This is a genomic window from Arsukibacterium indicum (assembly GCF_019100565.1).
In the GTDB taxonomy this organism is placed as follows: Bacteria; Pseudomonadota; Gammaproteobacteria; order Enterobacterales; family Alteromonadaceae; genus Alishewanella; species Alishewanella indicum.
Genome location: NZ_JAHRID010000001.1, coordinates 272867 through 296344, shown reverse-complemented (window position 1 = coordinate 296344; position 23478 = coordinate 272867). Strand labels below are relative to the sequence as shown.

Sequence of the window (23478 nt, the reverse complement as noted above, 5' to 3'; positions counted from 1 at the left end):
ATGTTTAATGCGTCATTAAATATTAACAACTATAGGTTTAATGACGCTTAAAATTGGTGATAAACCATCCGGATCATCGTGGTAAACGCTAGGTTCAGGCAGCTGCATGCTGTTGACAACCTGTGTTTTAACTGCAATGATGCGGACGGTTTACCCTCTAACCGAGGGCTTACTGTATCTGAATTTTACGAGTTAAACTTTCAGCGTGAGCCCTTACTCTAATCAGGTTACGTTAATCAGCAATAATTGGTTGGGAACTATGTTTAACAAAAAAATTCAAAAGAGTCTTGTTGCCTCAGCACTGGCTGGCAGCTTAGCTTTTGCCGGCTCTGCCGCTGCAACAGACTTAAAAGATTTACACCAGGCGAATAGCCAAATCCAACGTGCTGCCGTGCAGTCTCAGGAAAAAATTAACACCATATATGAGCAAACTCAGGAATTACTGGGCGAGTATCGTGTAGTCGTGGTGCAAACTGAAAATTTAAAAGTTTATAACGACTTTTTGCAAACGCTGGTTAACGACCAACAACGCCAACTGAATTCTTTACAGCGTCAGATGGATGATCTGGAAAACACCAACAAAGGCACCGTGCCTCTTATGTTCCGGATGATTGACGCGTTAGAGCAATTTGTAAAAGCTGATATTCCGCTGCGTACCGAACGCCGTTTAGAGCGCGTTGAAAAATTACGTGAGTTGATGGAGCGTTCTGACGTACAACGTTCAGAGCAATATCGTCAGATCCTGGAAGCCTACAGCATTGAAATGGGCTATGGCACCGAAATGGCTGCTTTCCAGGGTACCCTGAATTTTGAAGGTCAGGACATTACCGTTGATTACCTGAGTGTAGGTCGTCTGGCATTAGTTGCGCAGTCTTTAGACGGCAACGCAGCCTGGGCTTACAACAAAGAAACAAAAAGCTGGGAAAAGCTACCTGATTCATACATGAATTCAATCACCAACCTTATCAAGATGTCACGTCGTGAAGCGACACCTGATATGGACCGTGTACCACTTTTCGCAGCGGAGTAAGAATAAATGAGAAAGGCTATTAAAACTTTAGTTGTTGCTGCTGCCGTAACATTGTCGGCATCAGTAGCATTTAACGCTGCAGCTAATACAGCACAGCTTGACCAGCTACTAGAGCAAATTAAAAAAGAACGTGCGGTTGAAGGCCGGATGAACCAGGAGCGCGAGCGTGCTTTCCTGGCTGAGCGTGCTGACAAGCAAGCGTTACTGAACACTGCAAAAAAACAGTTTGCTGATGAAGAAGCCCGCGGTAAGCGTCTGGCTAAAGCATATTCTGATAACGACATCTTAATCGCTCAGAAAATCCAGGAGCTTGAAAGTGCTCAGGGTACTATGGGTGAGGTGTTTGGTGTGGTTCGTCAGGCTGCTAACCAGACAATTGGTGTAATTACCAGTTCACTGATCAGTGCTCAGTACCCAGGTCGTGAAGAGCCACTGCGTGCTATCGCCGCTGCTACTGAGTTACCAACCTTAAATCAGATGGAAGACCTGTGGGTTGCCATGCTGACTGAAATGACTGAGTCAGCGAAAATTGCCAAGTTTGATGCTGAAGTGGTTAAGTTAGACGGCGGCAGTTCAACTGAGCGTGTTACCCGTTTCGGTGCTTTCCATCTGACAACTGAAGATCAGTATTTAATTCGTAACGTTGACACTGACCAGATCCAGCCACTGGGTCGTGAGCCACAATCAAAAATCCACGAATCAGTTGCAGCATATCATAATGCGGCTAAAGGTGAGTTAGCCGGTTTATATGTTGACCCGACTAAAGGCAACAGCTTACTGCGCTTAAACCAGCAGCGTAGCACTTTGATGGAATACTACCACCAGGGCGGTACTGTAGGTTACCTGATCACTGTATTGCTGATTATCGGTTTACTGATTGCACTTGAGCGCTTCCTGGTATTAACCATGGTTGGCGGTAAAATGCGTTCACAGCTTAAAAATCTGGCGAGCCCTTCAGACAGCAACCCACTGGGCCGTATTCTGAACGTATACCACCAAAACCGTTCTGCTGATGTGGAAAACCTTGAACTGAAACTGGACGAAGCCATTCTGCGTGAAACACCAAAAATTGACCGCGGTATCGGTATGATTAAATTGTTCGCTGCAGTAGCACCGTTGATGGGTCTGTTAGGTACCGTTATCGGTATGATTTTAACGTTCCAGCAAATTACCCTGTACGGAACCGGTGACCCGAAACTGATGGCAGGTTCAATCTCTCTGGCGTTGGTAACCACCGCGTTGGGTCTGATTGCAGCTTTACCATTACTGTTCGTTCACAGCATTGTGCAAGCGAAAGCAAAAGCGATTTTACACGTGTTAGATGAGCAAAGCGCAGGTATTGTTGCTGCTCATGCGGAGAAGGAGAACGCCTAATGATGACCCAGCTAACAGGGCTGTGGGAATCGGTACAGGATTTTATTCATACCGGTGGCAACGTGTTATACGTTGTTGCCGTGGTTCTCTTCATCATGTGGTTTTTGATGTTAGAGCGCTACTGGTACGTATCGGCAGTATTTCCTAAAGTTAAAAAGGATATTATTGCCAGATGGGATGCCAGAGCGGATACCACATCCTGGTATGCTCATAAAATCCGTGATACCTGGATTTCTGAGGCGACAAATGACCTTGATCAGCGGATGTTACTGATTAAAACTCTGGTTGCGATGTGTCCATTGGTTGGTTTGCTTGGCACAGTAACCGGCATGATAGCGGTGTTCGATATTATGGCTACCCAGGGTACAGGTAACCCCCGTACTATGGCTGCCGGTATCTCGATGGCAACAATTCCGACAATGGCGGGTATGGTTGCAGCGTTATCAGGATTGTTTTTCAGTTCGCGGCTGGAAGTGAAAGTGAAACGGGAAAAAGCAGATCTCGTTGACAGCTTACCGCATCATTAAGAGAGAATTTTATGGCACGTAAACGTATTCGTGAAGACGAGGAAGCGGCAATCGACATCACGCCGATGATGGATATCGTTTTCATTATGTTGATATTCTTCATCGTTACTACCTCTTTCGTGAAAGAGGCTGGTATTGATGTAAACAAGCCGGAAGCAACTCAGGCCCAACAAAAGCCGTCAGCTACTATCTTTATCGCCATTCGTGAGAACGGTGAAGTATGGATGGATAAGCGGATGGTAGATATTGAGCGGGTTTCTGCCAACATTGAGCGGTTAAGAGCTGAATCTCCTACAGATACTATTATTCTGCAGGCAGACGTTGGCGCTAAACACGGTGTAGTAATGGAAGTAATGGATCAGGTGAAAGCTGCTGACCAGTCTCTGATCATTACCATTGCCGGGGAGAAAAACTAGTTATGGTGCGTTTCCTAACATCGTTAATTATCGGTGCAGTGGTAACGTTTCTGTTGTTTCTGATTATGGCGTTGCTTATTCAAAGCGGCGACAAACGTCGGGCGCCTGAGCAAGAGCGTATTGTTGTTGAAATCAACACTACGCCGCCTGATTCAGATACACAGGTGCGGCGGCCTCCACCGCCACCACCACCGCCACCGCCAGCTGAGCCGCCAAAAACGCCACAGCCTGAGCCTGAGCAAACCAATACCGCCGGTACAGTCGGTTTTAATATGCCAGGTATGGATCTGGGCGCGAACGTTGGCCTGAATAATCCAGGTTCTTTGTTACGTGACGGTGATGCTACGCCAATAGTGCGGATTGAACCGCGTTATCCGGTGCAAGCTGCCCGTGACGGTTTGCAGGGCTGGGTTCGGTTAAGCTTTACTATTATGGAAGACGGCAGTGTTGATAACGTAGAAGTTATTGAAGCCGAACCGCGCCGGGTTTTTGACCGTGAAGCGATTCGGGCACTACGCCGTTGGAAGTACAGTCCTAAAGTTGTTGACGGTAAACCAATGCAACAGCCGGGTCAGCAGGTACAGTTAGACTTTACCCTAGACATGGCCGGAGGTTAACTATGAACAAATTAACGTTATTAACTTCCAGTTTAGTGTTAGCAGCGAGCTTCAGTATTTTTTCGCTACCGGCAGCAGCACAGGACTTAACTGCAGCTGATCGTGAGCGGATTGAAGCGCGCAAAAATGCTAAAACGACCTTGCCCGGAGAGCGGGTAGGTCGGGTTATCACTAAAGCGCTCGAGTTATACAACGAAGAAAAGATCGATGAAGCTATCGCTGTGCTGATAGATGCCAATCCCAGTGGTGAGTTTGATAAAGCATTTTTAAACCGGTTTCTCGGTAATATCTATGCCTTTAAAGACATTCCGCAGGCGATAAAGTATCTGGAAATGGCAGTAAAGCCTGATGTTCTTGGTTTTAATGACCAGGCTGCAGCCATGAAAATATTAGCTGACCTGCAGATTCAGGAAGGTCGATTTAAGGTGGCTATTGAAAGTTACCGCCGTTGGATGCGTTTTACGGGTGAGAACGATCCGGATGCATACCTGCGTATTGCCAATGCCCATTTTCAATTGGGTGAGTTTGATAAGGTAATACCGGCCGCTGACAGCGCTATTCGCTTCTCGACAGAGCCCAATAAAAATCATTATCTGATGAAAATGGGTGCGTTTTATGAACTGAAGCGGTATCCGGAAACAGTAGCAACAGTGGAAACCATGGTGCAGCTATTTCCAGAGGAAAAAACCTACTGGATTTACCTGGGTAACTTCTACACCTTAGTTGAAGACTATGCGAAGTCGTTAAGCGCGTTTCAGATTGCCTATTCTCAGGGTTATCTTGAAAAAGAGTCTGAATTTAAAGCTTTAGGCCAGATGTATGCGAATAACAATATTCCATACAAAGCGGCGACGATATATGAGAAGTATGTTAAGAGTGGTCAGATCAAAAAAGATAAGACCATGTTGACGGCAATTGCTTCTAATTTTCAGGCAGCCCGTGAGTTCGGTAAGGCGGCTGAGTACTATGGTGAGTTAGCTAAACTGACTAACGAAGCCGATGCTTATCGCCGGCAGGGTATGGCATTAATGTCTATCCAGCGTTATCCGGATGCGATTACTGCATTTAACGCTGCGTTAAGCAGAGATGCTGACCGCGCTGGCAGTATTCATCTGAATATTCTGGAAGCTTACTTTTATCAGGGTAAGCTGAAAGAAGCCTATGCTGCACTGCAGGAAGCGAAAAAAGATCCATCAGCGTCACGTCAGGTGCGTAGCTGGGACTCTTATATTAAGGACCGTGCTAAAACTAAAGGTATCAGCCTTTAATTCAGGCACTTATAAAAAAGCCCGCATATTGCGGGCTTTTTTGTGCTTACTACTGGCACTTGTTGCTGGCTGAGTCGGTTACCAGCTCTGGCTGGAGCCTATGGTCACATTTGCAAAGCGTAGATCGACGTTAGTGTTCATGGTCAGTGTGGCGCAAGTCATGTAACCGGTACTTATCAATAAGTGAATATAAAGTTGGCCGGGTAATACCAAGTAGATCAGCAGTTTTCGATAAATTAGTATTTGCCACCGCATAAGCGTGCCTGATAGCCTGTGTTTCTGCTCGCTCCCGAACTTTACGCAGGGTATCGAGCTTGCCGTTACCCTGGCCGTTCAGGCCCAGATCTGCGGCATCAATCAGTTTGTTGTCAGCAAGAATAACTGCCGATTTTAATTTGTTCTGTAACTCGCGGATATTTCCCGGCCAGCTGTGTTGCAGCATTGCCTGAATGGCATGGTCGGTAAAACCATGAATTTGCGAATGATACTCTGCATTAAATTTGTGTAATAAGGCTTTGGCGATAATTATAATATCGTGCCCCCGTTCCCGAAGCGGCGGGATCGTCAGGGTGATTTCACTTATCCGGTAATATAAATCTTCCCGGAAGGTCTGGGCAGCAACCATTTCTGCCAGATTGCGGTGAGTTGCGCAGATAACTCTGACATCTGCCTCTATTTCCTGGCGGCCACCCAGGCGCTCTATTACCCTTTCCTGCAAAAAGCGCAACATTTTTGCCTGCAAACTAAGCGGCATATCACCAATTTCGTCCAGCAGTAAGGTGCCACCATTAGCACACTCAATTTTACCCAAAGTGGTTTTATTGGCGCCGGTAAAGGCACCTTTTTCATAGCCGAATAATTCACTTTCCAGCAGGTTCTCGGGTATCGATGCACAGTTTATGGCAACGAAGGGCTTGCTGGCACGCTGGCTTTGCTTGTGAATTGCCCGGGCAAACACTTCTTTGCCCGTACCGCTTTCGCCAAGCAGTAGTGTGGTAATTTCTGTTGGTGCTATTTTTTCAACAGTTCGGCAGGCTTTTAGCATCGCATCGCTGTTACCAATAATATCTGATTGCGCACTACTACTGGCTTTTAGTGCGCGGTTTTCCTGCTCAAGAGCGGTCAGTTTAAAGGCACGTTGAATAATAATATTCAATACGTCGGCATCAATGGGTTTCTGATAGTAATCGTAGGCGCCAAGGGCAACAGCTTTAAGAGCATGTTCGTTATCGGTATTGCCAGTCAGGACAATAACTTTGCAGTCGGGTTGTACCGCCAGAATTTCTGCCAGGCAGGCTAAACCCTCAGACGCATTGGCCGGGTCGGGTGGCAAACCCAAATCAAGGGTAACTACTGCCGGTTCATAGCGTCTTAGCTGGGTCATGGCACTGGCTTTGTCATCCGCAAAAACCAGTTCATAGTCGCTCAGGCTCCACTTTAATTGCTTCTGGATACCAATGTCGTCTTCAACGACCAGTACAGTTTTCATATTACGTTCCTTGTATTACAGTTTCTTGTTGCTCAGCGGAGCTAAGCGACGATTTTAACGGAATTAGCAGCGTAAAAGTAGACCCTTGTCCGGGTACACTGCTGACGTTTAGCTGGCCACCTTGTTGTTCAACAAAATGCAGCGCATCATGCGCGCCGATACCCATGCCGGCATTACCCTTGGTTGAGTCAAATGCTTTAAATAAGCGATTTTGTATAAAGGCTTCAGTCATGCCGCAACCGGTGTCGGCAATAGTCAGCTTTAACTGATCACCTTGCTTAGCAACGGTCACGGTTATATTGCCATCAACATCAGTGGCATGCTGGGCATTATCTATAAGGTGAAACAACACACTGCTAAACCGATCTTTATCTATAAAAATGCTGCATTCCTGTTCAATATTTAACGTGGGCACTGGTTTGCGTACAGCACAACGATTATCAATCACGTCACGAACCAGTTGGCCTACCTGAACATTGCTGTCTGTTTGCTGGTCAGAGCGTTTATTTGTCAGCTGGCTTAGCATATTGTGCAAGCGTTGTTGCATGGCTGCCAGTGTGCTGAAACTGTCGTCAATAAATTCCGGGTTGTTTCGGTGCTTGTCTGCGTTTTTCAGGATCAGATCTATCTGGGCTTTCACGTTTTTCAAGTCATGGACAACAAAGGCAGACATTCTGCTAAACGCGATAAACTGGGCATTTTCACTTAACGTTTGACTGGCCTGCATCAGCAGCAGCTGGCTGGAGATTTGCTCAGATACCAGGGTCAGAAAATCCCTAAGTTCCCAGTTTAAGGCAAGTCTATTTACTTTTGGGGCATTCATCAGGCAAAGGCCCCATAGTTTTCCTTTGGTATTTATTGGAATAATAAGTTGAATATCCAGCATTTTTTCAGAAACAATGCTTTTTACAAAAGGGTCGGTTTGGTCTGTCAGGTCAACCAGCCAGCTGCGGTTGGCAAAGTGCTGCTGGTAGGCGTTGATTAACTGCAGTTCGTCAGGGTTTAACGGCGGTCGCTGTTGCAAAGCCAGGGTACTGATATTGTTTGCTTTAAATCTGACTATGGCGCCCCGGCTGTAGCCAATACTGTTTAGCCAGGCATATAACAGGCTTTTATAATGGTCATCAGGTTGAGTAATATCAATTTTTTGCAATGTCCGGGTAAGTAGCAGCCATTTTTCCCGATAATCAAATTTATTAGCAAAGAAATGTTTTTCGATAAATACTTTTAGTTTGCGTCGAAGCGTGCCTGATACCATAAGGAATATCAGGGCAGCCACGCCCAGGATCAGAAAGGTGGCCTGAATTAAATTTGACCAGCTGCCACCAAAGTAACGGATATAAAAGCCGGTTATGGCCAATAAGCACAGGTATATACCGGCACCAAGCACCAGTGAACTTTGCAGCACAATATCCCGGGAAATATAAACATTAATTCCCCAGGCTTTAATCCGGCGTACCGCAATAATCATTAGTGGTAACATGGCGCAGTAAACAAAACCTCTGGCGAACCAGATTTGGTCATCAATCCGGCCAAATAACGCCGATTCAGCCAGCAGGGCGAAGTCGTACAGGGTTGTAATTGTTAACGCCAGTACCAGAGGCTTATACTGCCATTTCAGTTCGCCGGAACGGCGATACAGCGCCTCAAGTAGTGCCAGCTGCAGAATGCAAACGGCAAGGTTACCGGTAAAAATATTACTGGCACTGAGTACTTCGGCAGAGGAAATAGCTGTCCAGCAACAAATGGCAAGCAGCAGCCCATAGACATGGGGCTGGCTGAAGAAACGGCTTACTGTCCTGTCAGCCGGGCTCAGCGCTGCCAGCAGGAATAATAACAGCATGGCATTCTTACTGTTTTCAATCAGGTGCGAGCTTAACGTAGTGAAGGGCAGGGCCGCCGACCAGCTGTAATATCCTGCCCAGCAAAAGCTGGTAACAGAAAAGGCTAACAATAAATACTTTGGCAGATTACTGACGTTAGTGGTCAGCAGCAGGCCAAAGAAAAAAAGATATGCCACTGCCGCCAGCATAAAACCAAATCTGTCTAAACCAAAGCTGAGAATGTCTTCCATAAGCGTGAGCCTGTTTAGTCTGGCTGCTGCATTAAATCAAGTAAATGCCGGCTTGGAATGGCATAGCTGATGCCACTTGGGTCACTCAGAACCGCTTCTCTGCTGGATTTAATATAAACCTGATTAATAATGCCGATGACTTCGCCGTTGTCAGGCCGGTACAACGGGCTACCGCTATTGCCCGGGTAGGCCACAGCATCCAGCTGATATACCAGATAAGGCTTATCAAGTTGTCTTAACATTGCTGCCTGCAGCTCTCTGGCGTTTACTGCCGGAATTGCAATGGGGGTTTGGGCGGCGATAATACCGCTGTGAGTAGCCGGATACAGGCCCAGTACCTGGGTAATGGGAAAGCCGGTAAAAGCAATGGAGGAACCTTCAGCCAGCATAGGTTCGCTGCTTACTGATAAAGCGGGTAACCGCTCGGCAATGGTTAACAATGCTAAATCAAATGCTGGCTTATTGCGTTGCTTTTGCACCGGGTGCACTTTAAAAACGGTACCCTGGCCTGACAGCACGACATATTGTTCAAGCAGACTTTCATCCAGCGGCGCAGCAACAACATGATAATTAGTGACCACCCGGTTGCCGGGGCTCACCACAAAACCACTGCCAATCAGCCTGATCCGTGGTGACGCCGTCGGATTCGAAATCCCGATAGCCACTACCGAAGGTTTAATTTTTTTCAGCGTTTCAATAAGTTCAGTTGATTGGGTTGGAAAACTGAATAATAAGAAGATGCTCAGAAGATAAATATGCTTAACCATAGCAATAGAACTTTCCCTTTCCTTAGTGAACCTTGTCATACTAGCGTATTTGTTTACAAATTGCTCTAGTGGTTGCTGGAAACTTACTGATATTGACCCATACTGAAACAGAACTTCTATTTTTGCTGTTAAGGATGCGGATGCCAAAGGAAATTGTGCCGATATTATCCGGCGGTGGCACGCGTTTAGCTTGTTACATTGGCATATTAAAAGCGCTGCAGGAACAAGGGTTAACGTTCAGGCATTTGGTTGGTGTTTCCGGTGGTAGCATCGTCGCTGCTTTATATGCATCGGGCTGGACATTAAGCCAGATGCATGAGCTAGCGTTAACCACTGATTTCAAACAGTTTCGTGGTTTATCTCTGACAAAATTAGTCCGTTTAGGCGGCCTCAGTGATGGTAATGCTTTCGAGTCGTGGCTGGACCACTTACTGGAAGGTAAACGTTTTGCTGAATTAGAAATTGATTTACATGTGCTGGCTACCGACATTCAGGGGGGAGGGCCGGTTATCTTTAATCGCGAATTAACGCCTGACCTGAAAGTATCTCAGGCCATCCGGTTCTCGATGTCAATTCCGCTTTTTTTTGCTTTTAAGCGTTTTAAGCATCATGTAATGACTGACGGCGTTATCTTATCAGAAGATGCGCTACATCGGGACTGGTCAGGTCAGGGCTTGCCACTGGTATGTTTTCGCCTGAAAAGTGAGGCTGACAGCAAACCGGTGGTTACCAGCCGTTTTTTTCCGGTTCTGTCATATATGTATATGTTAATTCAGACATTTATGAATGCCGTATCCCGTGAGTATGTTCATGCAGAGTATTGGCATAATACTATTGTGGTGAATACCGGACTAATATCATCTGTTAACTTTGATATGAGTCTGGCTCAAAAACAGTGGTTGTATGATATTGGCTATCAGACTGCGGCAGAAATTGTGCCGGTAAAGTTGGCAGAGTTATTTGATTAACAGACGAATATTCAACCTTTTACTATGAAAAGTGCTAATCTGACTGCGGAACATTATTAGTGTTTCGGTCAAATATTCCGCTAAGATCATCTACACTTGACTGAAGGTGGATGGCATATCAGGCATCAGCTTAGCTTAGCGTGGCAGGCATCAGATAGCTTTGTGTCAATTCAGGGGAAAGCAGTGATATGGACATCAATAAAAGGCATAAGAGGGTTCTATGAGACGGCTTAAATCTCTGGCAGATAAACCCATAATTGGTGGCATGGTAAAAAAAGCGATGGCAGGCCTTGCCAGCAATGATGCGAAGACAATATCTGCGCATTTCTCTAAATATTTGCGGCCTCAGATTGCTAATACCGACGCGCTCAGGCACGAAGTATACCGCTTGCGACACCAGGTATATTGCGAAGAATTACATTTTGAAGATATTAAAGAAGGTTACGAAGAATTCGACGAGTTTGACGATCGTTCTATTCACTGTTTTATCCGCCATCTGAATTCAAATGCGCTGGCCGGCACGGTCCGCCTGATTACCTCGGCCAGAGACGATGAACTGTTACCTATTGAAAAGTATTGCTCGCATTCTATAGATGATAATGATTTTGCGCCATGGAATTTTCCGCGGGAAACCATCTGTGAAATTTCCCGGCTGGCAGTTCCTGAAAATTTCCGGAAAAGGGCAATCGATAAGTTTAAAGGGGCAGCAACAGGTGCCTTTAATGAAAAAGAATATTCAGAAAGCGAATTGCGCTGTTTCCCTTATATCGCGGTATGTTTATATATGTCGGCGGCGGCAATGGGTTTTCATTCCAACCGGTTTCACGGCTATGTGATGATGGAACCCAGGCTGGCCCGCAGTCTGAGCTTTATCGGTATTAACTTTAAGCAACTGGGTAAACCCGTTGAGTACCATGGAAAACGGGCAGCGTACTACATTAACTCAGATATGTTCAGAACCAGTATTTCGTCGGGTTTTACCCGGTTACTGCACTCAATAGAGCAAGACTTATTTGCGCAGGACAAAGGCGATGGTGACAACCGCTTTGGCATTAATTTCAATGGCAAACTGGGAGTAAGCTATTGAACACCCCGGCAACATCTGTTTCTGCAAATAATATTGCCGGTTTGCTTAGCAAGCATCTTAGCGCGGCCAGCCGTGTGCTAACTTCTGCCAGTGAGCTTGCACCTTATCAGCTCAATTGTGAAGGAAGCTCTGCGCAAACCAGCCTGGTTGTCAGCATTGGTAGCAAGCAGGATATTAATGAAGTATTGCGGCTGGCGTCTGACCACCGAAATACCCAGCTGCCTTTCACTGTCCATCCAATCAGCACTGGCCGCAACTGGGGTTATGCCTCGGCCAGGGCCAACAACAGCAGTGCAGTGATTCTTGACTTGTCCCGATTAAAAAACATTTGCTGTGACGATGAAACACTTGGTATTTTCACGGTGGAGCCAGGGGTTACCCAACAGGATCTGCGTGACTACCTTAATCGTAAGCAGCTAAAGTTTATGGTGCCGGTTACCGGTGCCGGGCCATCTTGCAGTATTCTGGGCAATGCTTTAGAGCGGGGCTATGGCATAACCCCGTATACCGACCATTTTGCTGCGGTTAACAGCATCCGGGGGGTGTTAGCCGACGGTACCTGCTTTCGCTCTGCTGTTGCAGAGCTTGATCAAAGTGACGATGATTTTATAGATAAAACCTACAAATACGGACTTGGGCCTTACCTTGACGGCTTATGGACCCAAAGTAATCTGGCCGTTGTTACCGAAATCAGCCTGCGGCTGAAAGCCGAGCCCGAGGCGTTTAGTGCATTTTACCTGCAGTTTGCCGATGAGCATCAGTTTGAGCAGGCCCAGCATATCGCATTTACAATTTTGCAGAAACTGGAAGGGGTAGTGGGCTCGGTTAATATTATGGATCAGCGCCGGGTTATTGCGATGATGGCGCCAAATCCAAACGGGGCAGCGGCGCATCAGGTGATGAGCAATCAGCAGGTGGCCCAGCTTGCCAAAGATTATGATATCCCGGCCTGGACCATTGCCGGCACCCTGTATGGCCAGCAAGCGGTAGTAAAAGCTGCGCGCAATGAAGTTAAACGCTTTACCGCTGGCCAGTGCAGTAAAATGATTTTCTCTGACAGCTGGTTAATCAGAGCTGGCCGGCGTGTTATGCAGTGGCTGCCAGCTGGTTTACTGGCTAAACAGCGTAAAATGTTAAGCTCACTTGATGGCGGTATTGAAATTATGCGGGGCTATCCAAATCAGGTAGCGCTGCCACTGGCATACTGGCGTAACCCAAAGCTGCAGCCTGCAAAAGATCAAGTGCTTAATCCGGCAGCTGATGGTTGTGGCTTACTCTGGTACGCGCCACTGGTGCCAATGAGAAGTGAAGCGATGCGTCGCTTTATTGGCCATGTCCGGGCGATATGCCCCAAATTTGGCATTGAGCCGATGATCACCTTTACCAGCTTAAAGCACGATACCGTAGACAGTACCATTCCCATTGTATTTAATCTGGCCGACCCTACAGCAGTTAAGCAGGCGCAGGCCTGCCTGGAAGAGTTAGTCAGTGCTGGTTTGCAGCAGGGCTGGGTGCCGTACCGGCTTAATCTGGCACAGCAAGCTACTCTACTTAAAGCAGATCAGCCATTCTGGCAAGTAAGTAACAAAATTAAGCAGGCATTAGATCCCGATAATATTATCAGTCCGGGGCGTTATCAGCCTGGATATAAAGCCGTCGCGCCTGATTAACAGCCATAAAAAAACCTCCGGCAGGAGGTTTTTTAAATCAGAATTTAATTACTTTTAAATTTTACGACGACGGCCAAAGGCGCCCATACCCAGTAAACCTAAGCCCAGAATAGCAAGTGAAGCTGGTTCAGGAACGGTTACTGCGTTCATAATTACGTTGTCAGGGGTGATGAAAGATCCAAACTGAGACGTAACACGTGCATCTGCACCATAGCGTTGCGAGTTTAAGTCAAAATTCTCGAAAGCCGCACCACCGGTTGCATCCAGGAAAGTGCTACCCATTCCCAAAATTATTTCGTCAAAAATAACTGAGTTAGTAACTGGGTCAAATGCAATAGTCGCATTAGCGATCAAACTTGCACCAAAGCCCAAATTTGGAGCTAATGACAACCACAAGTTACCGTTAGTTGCTGTGGCAGCATCGTTGGTATCAAAGTCAGGAGAATTATCTACCCATAAATTGGCAAAACCACCAGTAAATTCAAAAGCCACATCAATTACCCAACCAGTAGACGATTCAGGTGCAAAAAAGCCTGCGTTAGTTGGTGTGCCGGCAACTATACTTGATGCAGTAAAACCACCAAATTCAAAGGTTAATTCACAGCCAGGGCAAAATTCAGATTCATTATTACCATTAATTGAACCTATACGGCCCCAACCAGATAGGGTGTCACCTGGGTTGCTAATAATACTCTGGGTAAAGAAGTTAGTGTCTGCAGCGAAACTGAGTGGATCCGTAGGATCCCAGGTAACGCCATTAATGTTGATTGGTGCTGCTGATGCGGCAAAAGCAGATAAAGCAACTACTGATGCGCCTAAAAATGTGGTTAACTTTTTCATGGTTTTCATACTTCATTCCTTGTAGCTACTACGATAATTCGCAACTAGTTATTGTTTAGCATTATTTGTGCCATAAATATGAACATCGTAAGGTATTGAATAATATAAGTTTAATTTTATCTTTTAATCAGGCCAGCTATGTGTGTAAAAAAAGCCGACAAAAAAACCGGAAATCCCCGGTTTTTTTACAGTGCCAGTTAGTTTTACTGACAATTATTGCTGAATTTGCTGCTGCAGGGCTTTGGCTCTGTTTTGATAATCAATATTGTCTGTTTTAATAGCGGCCAGCAATTTACCGGCTTGCTCTTGTTCACCGTTACTAATCAGTGCCTGGGCCAGATTCAGTTGCACTTCAGCATGGCCGGGCCGTATTGCCAGCGATTGTTCAAACTGCGCTTTCGCTGCGGCCGGTTGCCCTTGCTCCAGTAATACCCGGCCAAAGGTATCCAGTACGTCCGGGTGCTTATTATTAATCTTCAGAGCCTGCTCAACATAAGTCTTTGCATCGTCAACCCGGCCTACCTCTAACAATACCCAGGCATAGTTGTTCAGGGCAATCAGGTTGTCTGGTGACTGCTGAACAATGTCGCTGTATACCGTTACCGCTTTATTAACATCGTCTTCAATTAGCAGATTGGCATAAAATGCGTTTAACTCGGTATTGTTGTTACCTTGTTTAGCAAAATGCTCTTCAAGAAAATTTACCGCCCGGCGAAACGACACATCTTTAGCATAGGCATTGGCAATTGCCATAGCAGTAGCCGGTAGCGGCTTCATGTTATAAGACTGGTTAAGTGTTGCCAGGCCCGGACTAATTTGCTTATTCAGGATTTGGATCCGGCCTTTGTGATACAACATCTCCGCACTATTCGCCAGCTCGTCTGGCAGCAACTGAAAGGTGTCAAGTGCCGCTTTATGATCACCACTTTCTGATTGGGCAGCAATTTTAGTGCGCAGTAAATCAGGTTGTTTCGGATGCACTCTCAGCTGCTTATCTACCACTGCAATTGCATCTTTAAAACGCCGTTCATTGCCCAGCAGGTTTGCATAGGCTAAACCTGCCTGAATATTTTTTTCATCACTGTTATACCAGCGCTCTGCCAACACCAGCGCCTGATTCGCCTGATTGGTTTTGACATATGCATTCACCATCAGGTTATAAAATGCAGGGGTAAACTGCTGCTGGGTGTCACTGATCGGTTTTAAAATTGCCAGTACATCAGCAAACCTTTCACGACTTTGATACAAATTTGCCAGTAGCATTCGAATCTGGTTGTTTTCCGGGTTAGCTTTATGCGTTGCTTCTATTACATCCATCGCTATTTGTGGGGTGCCTTGTTGCTGCATAGAATTTAAATAGGCAATCAGGGCAGGTATATAGTCAGAACGTAGTTCAATAGCCTGTTTAAGCAGTGCATCACTTTTAGCAATATCATTTTCGTCACGGGCAACCGCTGCCAGCATATAGATTGTAAATACGTTACTGCTGTCGGCCTTCTGCGCTTCAGCCAGCATTAACTTGCCGTTTTCCAGATCGTTCTGCAGTAAATAGGTCAGTGCTTTCAGGTTGTAACCAGCATTGCGGGTTTCATCACTTTTTAACCATTCATCAGCCAGTGCAGCTGCTTTGTCGAATTGTTGTTGTCTGATATAACTTCCGGCTAATACTAAACGGGTATCATGTAAGCCCGGATCCATCATTAATGCCTGCTCCAGGTTTTTAATCCCTTCAGCATTGCGGTTTGGCAGGCCAAGTTTCAGGCTTCCCAGGGTACTAAGGGTACGGCCATCCTGCGGTACTACCGAGTTTTCATAGCGGCTGATAATCTCAGCAGCCATGCTTTCATCTCCCTGGCTTATTAACCGAAAAGCAGTACCGGCAACTAAAGACAAATCCTGCTCAGTAAAATCAGCGTTGCTCAGGTTGCTGGCGGCATCAGTGGTTTCACCGGCACGCAATTGCAACAGCGAGTAAAGACGCTGAGCGGGCGGGTAGGTATGCAAACTATCTTTAACGGCGGCAAGATGACTCAGTGCCTGCGCTTCCAGACCAAGCTGATGGCTGACAATACCGGCCAGAATCCGGCTTGGTGTATTGATAAAGCGGGCACTAATAGCTTTGTCGATGTGCTCTTTTGCTTTAGCGTAATCCTGCTTTTGATATTCAATGGTGGCTTTCAGATAATTAGTCAGGCCATGCTCCGGTGCCCGCTGCAAAATAAATACTAACTCTTTATCTGCTTCAGCAAATTGCTGTTGCTGCACATAAGTTTGTGCCAGCATTAACCTTACTTTTAAGGCACCGGGTACCTGTTCGATATAACGTTGCAGGTTTGCAATCGCCTCGTCGATTTGCTTGTCCAGCAATTGTAATTGCGCGGTAAGTAACAGTGCTTCTTTAGCAATAGTGCTGTCTGTTGGCACCTGTTGCACGGTACTGAGTGCCTCAGTAACGTTGCGGGCATTTACCAATAGTGCAGCTTCCGCATAGGCGTTTAAATCTGGAAAGGAACTGTTGACCAATTCATCAAAAATAGCAATGGCGTTAGCGGCAGCGCCCAGTTCAACTTCGGCCAGTGCCCGGTAAAATTTCAGGAAATGCTGAGTTTTATCCGACAAGCCTTCTGTTTCATTAAACAGGCTAAGCACATTCTGATAGTTTTCTGCCAGATAGCTGGCCTGAATGACTTCAATCGCAATGCTCTCCGGTTCGGCACCATTGCGTAAGGCCCGGTCAAACTCTTTTTCAGCGGAGACTGCATCACCAGCCTTCAGATAGACTCTGGCCAGCAATAAGCGGTAGTCACTGTTATCCGGGTCTTTCGAGATAGCAGACTTTAACTCAATTACAGCCGCATTATATTCGTTGTTCTGGCTGAATTGCAGCGCGTCCTGATAATGTTCAGCGGCATCTTTGCCACTGCAGCCAGTTAAAACTGCGATCAGGGCGACGGCGGTTAACGATATTTTTTTCATGTTACTACACTCCATTGCGGTGAAAACTTTAGCGATGATAACCGCAGCGTTTACATTTGCCTCGGCTATCATTCAGTCGGTGCCATACCGTCCTTACCTAATGCACGGTTTAGCCAAATATACCTCTGGTATCTATAACAACTTTAGTGGTGACATCTGCTGGCTGTAAGCTTTTAAACTGCTTATGGTCTACCAGCACCACTAAAATATTGGCTTTTTCCAGCGCCTGGTTCAGCGTGGTCAGCTCAGCGTTGTAATTAGCCAGTTTAGCAGGTAGTTGCTTAATATTCGGTTCTACTAATAAAATTTCACCAATATTTTCAGATAACAGCTTCCTGGCAATATCTAACGCCGGGCTTTCACGTAAGTCATCGATATCGGCTTTAAACGCCAGGCCCAGGCAGGCAATAACCGGCTTTTTAAACTGATCTGCTGCCTGGCGGATTTTTTCAATAACATACAGCGGTTTGCTATCGTTAATTTCCCGGGCCTTACGGATAATCTGCGCCTGTTCCGGGGCCGAGTCAACAATAAACCAGGGATCAACCGCAATACAGTGGCCGCCGACACCCGGGCCGGGGCTTAAGATATTCACCCGAGGATGGCGGTTAGCCAGTTTAATTAACTCCCAGACATTAATTTTTAAGCGATCACAAATAATTGACAGCTCATTGGCAAAGGCAATATTAACATCCCGGAATGCATTCTCAGTCAGTTTGGCCATTTCCGCTGTGCGGGCGGTAGTTCGCAAACATTCACCGCGGACAAATAACTGATAAAGCTCGATGGCGCGCTCAGCGCAACGTGGGGTAATACCCCCAATTATCCGATCGTTGCTGACTAACTCCTGCAACACCCGCCCCGGCAATACCCGTTCCGGGCAATGGGCGATAAACAAATCGGCTTGCTCGCCATCAGTATGCGGCAGTTTAAAATCGGGCCGAAGTTCGGCCAGCCACTTTGAAATTTGCTCGGTGGTGCCAACCGGTGAGGTCGATTCAAGCACAATTAAATTGCCTTTGGCCAGCACTGGCGCAATGGTTTCCAGTGCCGCTTTAATATAACTCAGATCAGGGCTCTTATTTTCCTTAAACGGGGTAGGTACCGCTATCATAAAAGCATCAGCCGGTTCCGGGCTAAGTGAGGCTTTTAACTTGCCGGTGGTTACGGCGGCCTGCACCAGCATATCTAAGTCAGGTTCAACAATATGCACCTTACCCTGATTAATGGTATTTACCGCGTGCTCTGAAACGTCAACACCCAGAACTTCAACCCCGCGTGAGGCAATAACCGCAGCGGTAGGCAGCCCTATATATCCCAACCCGATTACTGATACCCGGCTAAATGACAACATAAAAAATCCCGTATTAATTCAATGTTATGTTTCAGGCAGCTTGTTTTTCAGCTACAAAAGCACTGAGCTGACCAAAAGTCTCAAAAATTTCAGCAGAAATTTCATCGTCATCAAACTCGATGCCAAGCTGGTCTTCCAGTTCGGTGATCACGGCAATAATGGCCATCGAATCAAACTCCGGAATGGCGCCCAGCAGCGGGGTATCAGCGCTGAAATCTTTATCTATTTGTAGTACAGTGCGTAAAATGTCGGCGAGTAGTTGTTGATTGGGCATGCAGTACGTCCTTTATCAGCCTATATCCTGAATGAGTATCCTGAAAGAGGTTTAACTTAGTTTGTTGTTTACAAACTTAAATTTTGTTAAACGTCAATTTACTATCGGTTTTTCTGTAAAACTGTTTTATTATTGCACACAAAGGGATTAAAAGTGAAAGGTCTAGAGGACACAATGACCAAAAATCTATATCAATTGCTACAACAGGCACAACAAACATTCCCCCGGCATACTGCGCTGTACTTTAAAGAAAAAAGCTTAAACTACACTGAACTGCTGCAGCAGGTTGATGTGGTGGCAACTACGTTGCAGCAACAGGGGATCAAGCGCTTTGACCGGGTGGCCGTTTATCTGCCAAAGCAGTTTGAAACTATTTTCAGTATCTGGGGGGCAAATGCCGTTGGTGGGGTGTTTGTGCCGGTCAATCCAGCGCTTAAAGCAGTGCAGGTGCAGCATATTCTGCAAGATTGTAACGTGCGGGTACTGATAACCAGTAAAGACCGCTTAGCTACGTTAAACGAGGTGCTGGCACTGTGCCCGGATTTGCATACCATTCTGTTAACCGATGACAATGAACCCGGGCAGGCATTAGCGCATCTTACAATAAAGCCCCTGATGTCGGCTGACCACCACAGTGAAAGCCAGGCTGCCAGTTCGCTGCAAGGTGCGGTAACCGACAGCGATATGGCTGCTATTTTGTATACCTCAGGTAGTACCGGTAAACCAAAAGGGGTGGTGCTGTCGCAGCGTAATATGCTGGTGGGGGCCAGTAGTGTGGCAACTTACCTGCAAAACCGGGCAGAAGACGTGATCCTGGCGCTGCTCCCCCTCAGTTTTGATTACGGTTTAAGCCAGCTGACAACCGCTTTTAGCACTGGCGCCAGCGTAGTGCTGCTCGACTTTTTCCTGGTGCAGGATGTCGTCAGAGCAGTAGCCCGGCACAAGGTAACCGGTATTGCGGCAGTACCACCGTTATGGGCCCAGCTGGCCAAGGCCAAATGGCCAGACGACAGTGCAGCCAGTGTCCGTTACCTCACTAATTCGGGCGGCGCGATGCCGCAACCGCTGCTGCAACAATTGCAAAGTATTTTTAGTAATGCCGAGCCGTATCTGATGTACGGCTTAACCGAGGCCTTTCGCTCTACTTATCTGCCGCCGGCAGATTTAGCCCGTAAACCCGGTTCAATGGGTAAAGCCATTCCTAATGCCGAAATTCTGGTGGTACGGGAAGACGGCAGCCTGTGCGGGCCAAATGAGCCGGGCGAACTGGTGCATCGCGGGCCGCTGGTCAGTTTAGGTTACTGGAATGCACCGGAGAAAACTGCTGAACGGTTTAAGTTTGACCCGGTAGCCCCGGCAGGTATTCAGATCACCAGCCCGGCCGTATGGTCTGGCGATACCGTTAAAGCTGATGAGGAAGGTTACCTGTATTTTGTGGGCCGGCGCGATGAAATGATTAAAACCTCCGGTTACCGGGTAAGCCCTACTGAAGTGGAGGAAGCCATTTACCGGCTGGATCCGGCGTTGGTCGATGTTGCGGCAATGGGCGTTTACGATGGGGTCGATCAGGCCATTTTAGTGGTAGTAGCAACGTCGGGCGACGAACCGGATATTGCCAGCTGGCAAACCCAGTTAAAACGCAGTTTACCCAATTTCATGCAGCCTAAAACGATTTTAGTGCTGGATAAATTACCGAAAAATGCCAACGGCAAAATAGATCGTAAAACCCTGGCCAACCAGTACCAGGATTATTTCCTGACAGCAGCAACATCATGACAGGAGCGTCAGCATGAGCAGTAGTAGTACGAGCACTATAAGCGCAAATAATACCAACACCAATAACAGTAGCGCGCCTTCGCATGAGCAAATGAGCCAGTTTAAGGTAGAGCAGGGTGAATTGATAGCCGCCGGCTTTACCATGGCAGAAATAAGCCAGCTGTTAAACCGCCCGGCATTTTATGTGTATGACAAGCAGGTTATTAACCAGCAGGTGGATCTTTTTCGCCAGCATATTCCGGCAAGAATAAAGCTGCATTATGCAGTAAAAGCCAATCCTTACTGGCCGGTTATCCAGCACTTAAAGCCGCTGGTTGATGGTTTTGATGTGGCGTCACAAAAAGAAATGTTACTGGCACTGCAAAGCGGTATGCCGGTAGCGGATATCAGTTTTGCCGGGCCGGGCAAAGGCGATGCAGAATTACTGGCAGCAGTTATTGCCGGGGTTACCCTTAATGTGGAATCCCTCGGGGAATTGCAGCGTATTTGCCAGCTCGGTGCAAAGACGAATCATACCCCACAGGTTGCGCTGCGGGTTAATCCGGCGTTTGAACTTAAAGCCTCGGGCATGAAAATGGCCGGCGGTGCCAAACCCTTTGGTATTGATGAAGAGTTAGTATTGCAAACCCTGAGCGATATTGGACAGATGCCGGTTAAGCTGCGCGGTTTTCATATTTTTTGTGGCTCACAAAACCTGAAAGCTGAAGCGCTGATTGAAGCTCATCAGCATACCTTTGCCCTGGCAGCCAAGCTGGTGGCGGCGTGTCCTTACCGGCCTGAGATAATAAACCTTGGTGGTGGCTTTGGTATTCCGTATTTTGCCGGAGAGCGCAGGCTGGACCTGGCGCCGGTAGGCGAATCGCTTAACGCTTTATTGCAACAATATAATCGCGAGCTGGCTGATATTGAGCTGGTTATTGAGCTTGGCCGGTTTCTGGTTGCCGATGCAGGACTATATGCCTGTCAGGTAGTTGATAAAAAGCAATCCCGTGGTACCACTTATTTGGTTTGTAACGGCGGTTTGCATCACCATCTGGCCAACTCGGGAAATTTTGGTCAGGTTATCCGCAAAAACTACCCGGTGGCCATAGCCAACCGGATGGCACAAGCAGAACTGGAACTGGTTACCATTGTCGGCCCACTGTGCACCCCGCTGGATATCTTAGCGGATAGAATGAGCTTACCTAAAGCAGAGGTTGGTGACTGGGTGGTGGTGTATCAGTCAGGCGCTTACGGGCCAACCGCCAGCCCGCAAGACTTTCTGGGCCATCCGAATGTGGCCGAAATTCTGCTTTAATTCTGCATTAATGACGTGCAGTTAATGCAAAAGCGACCAGTTAACCGCTTAGTTGCCGGTTAACTGGCCAATAAACTTTACTGTTTGCTGTTCTACTTCACCACGCCACAACCTACTGGCAAAAGTATGATTGGCAGCAGCAATATGCTGATGCCGCGCAGTTGCCAAACACTGTTGCCACGCATCACTGTCGTTACAAAGGTCTAAAAATTCCTGCGCCGTATGGTCATTACCACTGGTGATCACCAGCGTGCTGCCGCTGAAAGTTTGCCAACCTGCAAGCATATGCTGCACGTAATTGTCTGCCGTTGTCAGTTCTTTGCTAAGGTGTTCAACGCCGGCATTTTGTCCGGACTTATTACTTTTGCTTGCTTTGTAGGTTTGCAGCAAGTCTTTAATGCTTTGCCATGGTTTCAGGCCGCCACCGAATAGTTTTTGCCAGAATGCCTTTGAGGTTAGCCGCTGCCAGTAATAGTGTTTCAGCATTACCTGGGCATGGCTGTGTTGTTGCCTGACCCAGGGGTTTAACAATACTAACCCTGCGACTCTGCTATCAGCCCGACGATAACAATACAACAATGCCGCACTGGCGGCGTCACACAACCCCCAAATTACAACCTGGCGAATAGCCGTATTTTGTTTTAACAGCTCGTCTATAGCCAGTTTTATTGCCTGACAATTGCGGTAAAAAGGCTGCAGTTCACCATCGCTGTCTCCCATGCCACTGAAATCAAGCCGTAAGTTACTGATACCGGCATTGGTCAGTGCCCGGCTTAATTTCACAAACTGGCGATGACTACCTACCCGGTACTGCGGCCCGCCTACCAGAATCAGCACGGCAGTATTCGCTTCACCTTTGCTGTAAATGGCGGATAGCGCTGCACCCGAACAGTCGAATTGTAGTGCCTGCTCGTTAAACATCTTGCTGCTCCAGATGCCGGATACTGACTTTGAGCAGGGTGTCAGCGCTGGCAAGTTCTGTGGTATTCCAGAACGGCGCATCGTTAACCAGCTGAAAGTTGACCTGGCAGTTTTGCTGTAACTGGCTTAGTTGTTTCTGTACATTAGCTCCGGGCGTTGCCAATGGCGACACCTCCAGCCAGCTCAGTTTAATATTGGATTCAGCTACGCTGGCAGGTAAATAATAATGGCCGTCATGGGTACTGGCATAAAAGGACGGGGAAATCGGGTAACCGGCAATTTCTATCAGCTCACCGTTTGCCAGTTGCTGCTCCAACTCTTTTTGGCTGAGCTTTTCGCCAAGTGCCATCTGTTCGGCTATTTTAACCCGGAAGAATTGCTGCCAGAACTTTTTAAGCTCAAAAAAAGGCTGCCATAACATGATATGTTCAACCGGAATTGCTAAATTTTGACGGTTTAACAGGTCAAATAGTTGTAATGCACCAAACCGGATGGCTAAAAAGCTCAGCTGTTGGTAGCCCTCTGCAGCTAGTTGCTCAATCAGCAGCGTTAAATCGGCTTGCCATAGTGCCAGGCTGGCATCGTCCAGATCACCTTCACTGTCACCGGTTCCAAAATTGTCCATCAATATGCAGCTGTATCCCGGCAATGCCGCCTGACGCATAAAATGGTTAATAATATGACGCGATTTATTCATCTCATCTGCAAAGGGCGGCAAAATAATTAATGCTCTCGATTTACTCACGTCAGAGC

General features: G+C 47.0%; 20 protein-coding genes. 11 read left to right on the top strand and 9 right to left on the bottom strand.

Annotation, left to right across the window (positions count from 1 at the left end):
- Nucleotides 1–259 precede the first annotated feature (259 nt).
- From KQY15_RS01320 to KQY15_RS01295, 6 genes are read left to right on the top strand one after another with little or no spacing between them, the layout of a single operon-like run.
- Nucleotides 260–1030: a DUF3450 domain-containing protein gene (locus KQY15_RS01320; protein WP_217666591.1), complete on the top strand. Its 771-nt coding sequence runs from the start codon at nt 260–262 to the stop codon at nt 1028–1030.
- 6 nt (nt 1031–1036) lie between these two features.
- On the top strand, nt 1037–2404 hold the full coding sequence (locus KQY15_RS01315; RefSeq protein ID WP_217666590.1) for a MotA/TolQ/ExbB proton channel family protein: 1368 nt from the start codon (nt 1037–1039) through the stop codon (nt 2402–2404).
- On the top strand, nt 2404–2931 hold the full coding sequence (locus tag KQY15_RS01310) for a MotA/TolQ/ExbB proton channel family protein (protein ID WP_217666589.1): 528 nt from the start codon (nt 2404–2406) through the stop codon (nt 2929–2931). Before KQY15_RS01315 ends, KQY15_RS01310 begins: the two co-directional genes overlap by 1 nt.
- 11 nt (nt 2932–2942) lie before the next feature.
- Entirely contained in the window at nt 2943–3347 is a 405-nt protein-coding gene (locus tag KQY15_RS01305) for an ExbD/TolR family protein (RefSeq protein WP_097111182.1), read from the top strand.
- Between the two features lie 2 nt (nt 3348–3349).
- Nucleotides 3350–3964, top strand: coding sequence for an energy transducer TonB (locus KQY15_RS01300; protein WP_217666588.1), 615 nt, complete (start codon nt 3350–3352; stop codon nt 3962–3964).
- A gap of 2 nt (nt 3965–3966) precedes the next feature.
- Nucleotides 3967–5232, top strand: coding sequence for a tetratricopeptide repeat protein (locus KQY15_RS01295; RefSeq protein WP_217666587.1), 1266 nt, complete (start codon nt 3967–3969; stop codon nt 5230–5232).
- A 130-nt stretch (nt 5233–5362) separates the two neighbouring features.
- On the opposite strand, the gene prsR is transcribed toward KQY15_RS01295, so the two are convergent.
- The 3 genes from prsR to KQY15_RS01280 are packed head-to-tail and all read right to left on the bottom strand — an operon-like array spanning nt 5363 to nt 9562.
- A complete protein-coding gene (prsR, locus tag KQY15_RS01290) occupies nt 5363–6721 on the bottom strand; it encodes a PEP-CTERM-box response regulator transcription factor (protein WP_217666586.1) in 1359 nt (452 codons plus the stop codon).
- A gap of 1 nt (nt 6722) precedes the next feature.
- Nucleotides 6723–8795, bottom strand: coding sequence for an XrtA/PEP-CTERM system histidine kinase PrsK (gene prsK, locus KQY15_RS01285; protein ID WP_217666585.1), 2073 nt, complete (start codon nt 8793–8795; stop codon nt 6723–6725).
- Nucleotides 8796–8809: 14 nt separating this feature from the next.
- A complete protein-coding gene (locus KQY15_RS01280) occupies nt 8810–9562 on the bottom strand; it encodes a S1 family peptidase (protein WP_217666584.1) in 753 nt (250 codons plus the stop codon).
- Between the two features lie 140 nt (nt 9563–9702).
- On the opposite strand from KQY15_RS01280, the gene KQY15_RS01275 reads away from it, so the two are divergent.
- The 3 genes from KQY15_RS01275 (at nt 9703) to KQY15_RS01265 (ending at nt 13287) form a co-directional block, all read left to right on the top strand.
- Nucleotides 9703–10530 carry a patatin-like phospholipase family protein gene (locus tag KQY15_RS01275; RefSeq protein WP_217666583.1) on the top strand — a complete coding sequence of 276 codons (828 nt, stop codon included), beginning with the start codon at nt 9703–9705 and terminating at the stop codon, nt 10528–10530.
- A gap of 220 nt (nt 10531–10750) precedes the next feature.
- Nucleotides 10751–11617 (top strand): PEP-CTERM/exosortase system-associated acyltransferase, encoded by an 867-nt coding sequence (locus KQY15_RS01270; RefSeq protein WP_217666582.1) that lies wholly within the window; start codon nt 10751–10753, stop codon nt 11615–11617.
- Nucleotides 11614–13287: an FAD-binding oxidoreductase gene (locus KQY15_RS01265; RefSeq protein ID WP_217666581.1), complete on the top strand. Its 1674-nt coding sequence runs from the start codon at nt 11614–11616 to the stop codon at nt 13285–13287. Before KQY15_RS01270 ends, KQY15_RS01265 begins: the two co-directional genes overlap by 4 nt.
- A gap of 54 nt (nt 13288–13341) precedes the next feature.
- Here KQY15_RS01265 and KQY15_RS01260 read toward each other — a convergent pair whose 3' ends face one another.
- From KQY15_RS01260 to KQY15_RS01245, 4 genes are all read right to left on the bottom strand, one after another.
- Nucleotides 13342–14136: a PEP-CTERM sorting domain-containing protein gene (locus KQY15_RS01260; protein ID WP_217666580.1), complete on the bottom strand. Its 795-nt coding sequence runs from the start codon at nt 14134–14136 to the stop codon at nt 13342–13344.
- Between the two features lie 204 nt (nt 14137–14340).
- A complete protein-coding gene (prsT, locus tag KQY15_RS01255; RefSeq protein ID WP_217666579.1) occupies nt 14341–17103 on the bottom strand; it encodes an XrtA/PEP-CTERM system TPR-repeat protein PrsT in 2763 nt (920 codons plus the stop codon).
- Between the two features lie 109 nt (nt 17104–17212).
- On the bottom strand, nt 17213–18457 hold the full coding sequence (gene wecC, locus KQY15_RS01250; RefSeq protein ID WP_217666578.1) for a UDP-N-acetyl-D-mannosamine dehydrogenase: 1245 nt from the start codon (nt 18455–18457) through the stop codon (nt 17213–17215).
- 31 nt (nt 18458–18488) lie between these two features.
- Nucleotides 18489–18731: an acyl carrier protein gene (locus KQY15_RS01245; RefSeq protein ID WP_217666577.1), complete on the bottom strand. Its 243-nt coding sequence runs from the start codon at nt 18729–18731 to the stop codon at nt 18489–18491.
- Between the two features lie 174 nt (nt 18732–18905).
- On the opposite strand from KQY15_RS01245, the gene KQY15_RS01240 reads away from it, so the two are divergent.
- Nucleotides 18906–20507: an acyl-CoA ligase (AMP-forming), exosortase A system-associated gene (locus KQY15_RS01240; protein WP_217666576.1), complete on the top strand. Its 1602-nt coding sequence runs from the start codon at nt 18906–18908 to the stop codon at nt 20505–20507.
- 13 nt (nt 20508–20520) lie between these two features.
- Nucleotides 20521–21804 (top strand): pyridoxal-dependent decarboxylase, exosortase A system-associated, encoded by a 1284-nt coding sequence (locus tag KQY15_RS01235; RefSeq protein ID WP_217666575.1) that lies wholly within the window; start codon nt 20521–20523, stop codon nt 21802–21804.
- Between the two features lie 48 nt (nt 21805–21852).
- Here the strand turns inward: KQY15_RS01235 and KQY15_RS01230 are convergent, their stop codons facing one another.
- The gene (locus KQY15_RS01230) at nt 21853–22725 is read right to left on the bottom strand and encodes a hydrolase 1, exosortase A system-associated (protein WP_217666574.1); all 873 of its coding nucleotides are present in this window, start codon (nt 22723–22725) and stop codon (nt 21853–21855) included.
- On the bottom strand, nt 22718–23422 hold the full coding sequence (locus KQY15_RS01225; protein ID WP_254795383.1) for an alpha/beta hydrolase family protein: 705 nt from the start codon (nt 23420–23422) through the stop codon (nt 22718–22720). The genes KQY15_RS01230 and KQY15_RS01225 overlap by 8 nt, the downstream gene beginning before the upstream one ends.
- Nucleotides 23423–23478 lie beyond the last annotated feature (56 nt).